General features: G+C 57.0%; 3 protein-coding genes. 1 reads left to right on the top strand and 2 read right to left on the bottom strand.

Annotated elements, in window-relative coordinates; translation table 11 throughout:
• On the top strand, nt 1-706 hold a 706-nt coding region (locus H8E27_13130), incomplete at its 5' end, for a hypothetical protein (GenBank protein ID MBC8326558.1).
• Nucleotides 707-826: 120 nt separating this feature from the next.
• Here the strand turns inward: H8E27_13130 and H8E27_13125 are convergent.
• On the bottom strand, nt 827-982 hold the full coding sequence (locus H8E27_13125; GenBank protein MBC8326557.1) for a hypothetical protein: 156 nt from the start codon (nt 980-982) through the stop codon (nt 827-829).
• Nucleotides 983-1,229: 247 nt separating this feature from the next.
• On the bottom strand, nt 1,230-2,531 hold the full coding sequence (locus H8E27_13120) for a DUF1501 domain-containing protein (GenBank protein ID MBC8326556.1): 1,302 nt from the start codon (nt 2,529-2,531) through the stop codon (nt 1,230-1,232).
• Nucleotides 2,532-2,591: the final 60 nt, after the last annotated feature.

Below are 2,591 nucleotides of genomic sequence, written 5' to 3'. Positions count from 1 at the left end.
CAACACCCCCATCAGCGCCAACACCCTTTTCCGCCAATTCCGCAGCCGCGGCGTCAAAGTCTGGCTCAAATCCGGCCGCACCACTACCCAAACCGACACCATCCTCATCCAGCAAGGCAACTTTGTATTCGGCCTGTTGCACACCAGCGACACCCCCTTCGCCATCCGTCCCGAAGCAACCGGCGTCAGCCACGTGGAAGCCACCCTGAGCACCCCCGTAACCGGCCAAGCCAAGCCCGTGCCCTTCTACCTACCCTACGCGCAATTCCAAGCCGGTGAACCGCGCGTCCTCGCCTCGCCGCTCATGAATATCGCCGAAGCCGCCAGCCGCGGCATTCGACCCTATCAAATTGCCTCCAGACCCTATCAATTCCCCAAAGCCTTCGTCATCAGCCGTGACGGCAAATCCTACGGCGAAGTGGAATTCAAATTTAACCCCGCCCACCAAGGATACGTGAAGATGGATAAACCCTTCATCGGCGGCCTCTTCAGCAGCAGCTTCAACCCCTCCAAAGGCGACCTCGTCCTCAGCCAAAAAGGCGAGCTCCTCGGCATGATGGCCAACAACACCTACTGCTACGTCATCCGCGATCTGAAATCCGAATCCTCCATCGCCTTTCGCAAAGACCTCAGCCGCCCTGCCATCGCCAAAACCCTCAAGGACCACCACGCCACCATCCAACGCAAAGCGTTTGATTTAAGGTAAATAAAAGTTGAACCGCCAAGGCGCAAAGGCACCAAGTTTTTTGTGAATATGGGGATTGCACACGGGAGGGCGGTGCTCCTGCTGAGCCGAAGGGTGGCTCAACCGTCCCCACAAAAAATCTTAACAGGGCTGATGCCCCCAATCGGAATTCTTCATCTCCTCCTCATACGCCGCCAACTGCTCCTCCTCACTCATCTCCTCCACCGGCTTCACCTCCGAAACCTCAGCCTCAGCGGGTTTCGCCTTTTCAGATTCAGATTGTTTCTCATCAGCCATCGGTAAAATTATCGAGCTCGGACCGCCGCGATCACCCGCCACAACACCCACGCCCCCAACACCATCCAAACCCCATCCGTTGCGTGAAGATGAGGAGACAAATTCAAATGCAATAACATCACCCGCCCATTTGAACCGCCCAGCCCCCCAAAGGCCAAGCCCAAATTTTCCTTGGCGTCTTTGTACCTTGGCGGTTCAAACAAAAAAAGCCCCGCAGTTTCCTGCGGGGCTGGAGTAATTTGTTTCTTTAGAACAACTCTGGAATCACCGTGCCGTCGCGGACGATCATTACGGGCCGGCCGGAGGGGGTGTGGTATTCCTTCGTCGGATCAATGCCGAGCGAATGGATGAAGCTCGCCGCCACATCGTCGGGGGTGATAGCTTTGTCCTTCGGACCTTCGCCTTTGGCGTCGGAGGCGCCAATCACTTGACCGCCTTTCATGCCGCCGCCGGCCATTAGGCAGAACATCGCGCGCGGATAATGATCGCGCCCGGTGCGGGCATTGATCTTCGGCGTGCGGCCAAATTCGCCGGTCACAAAAACGGAGGTGCTTTCGAGCATTCCCTTTTCCTCCAACGTCGCAAACAAGCCACTGAGGCCGGCGTCCAGCGCGGGGAGGTTGGTGTTCTTGAGGCGGTTCCAGTTGTCGTTGTGGGTATCCCAACCGCCGAGATTGAGCGTCACAAACTTCACACCGGATTGCACCAAGCGCGTGGCCAACAGGCAGCTTTGCGAAAAACTTTGGTCATCAAACAAGCCGCTGATCGCGGGGCTTTCGCGGGTGAGATCAAACGCTTCGCGTGCTTTGGTGCTGCGCATCATTTGGTATGCCTTGGCGCTGAACTCATCCATGCCGGCGAGAATTTTGTCGTCCTTTACAAAATTGCCGAAGGCTTGATCGTACTTGGCCACGAGGTTGTTGCGGCGATCCACTTCATCGAGTGTGACGCCGTTCAGCGCCAAGCCGCGCACATCCATCCGCACGCCCGCACGCGGGGAAGAACCCGTTTCAAACGGCCCGTACTCCACGCCGAGAAATCCGGTGGGATCGTTGCCCTGATTTGGCACGGCCACGAAGGCTGGCAATTCCTTGGCGCTTCCCATTTCTTTGCTGACCACCGCACCGTAAGTCGGGAAGCGCAAGCTGGGCAACGGACGGTTGCCGGTCATTAAATATTGCGTGCCCAGCGCGTGCGCTGCCAGCGTGTGGCTCACGCCGCGCAGGATGGCAAATTTATCGGCCACCTTCGCCAGCTTGGGCAGGTGCTCGCAGAAGCGCACACCGGGGACATTGGTTTTGATTTCTTTGAACTCGCCGCGATGCGTGTCCGGCGCGTCGGGTTTAAGATCAAACGTGTCCATATGGGTGGGCCCGCCGCCGAGGCGCACGAAGATCGCCGCCTTGCCTTTGGCGTTGGGGTTCACCGCGCCATCACCGGCTTTCGCCAGAAATTGCGGCAGCCCCATTCCCAGGCCGAATCCACTCAACGCGCCTACTTTAAGAAAGTCGCGCCGTTGCACTCCGTCACAATATGTATGTTTAGCCATTTTAGTTTCCTTATTGAGTTTTGTTAAAAAGTTTCAGTTAGTGATTCACCATAAATTCTT

The organism is Limisphaerales bacterium (assembly GCA_014382585.1).
Lineage (GTDB): Bacteria > Verrucomicrobiota > Verrucomicrobiia > Limisphaerales > UBA1100 > JACNJL01.
Note: the sequence above shows the minus strand (reverse complement) of the source record. Positions and strands in the feature narration are given on the sequence as shown.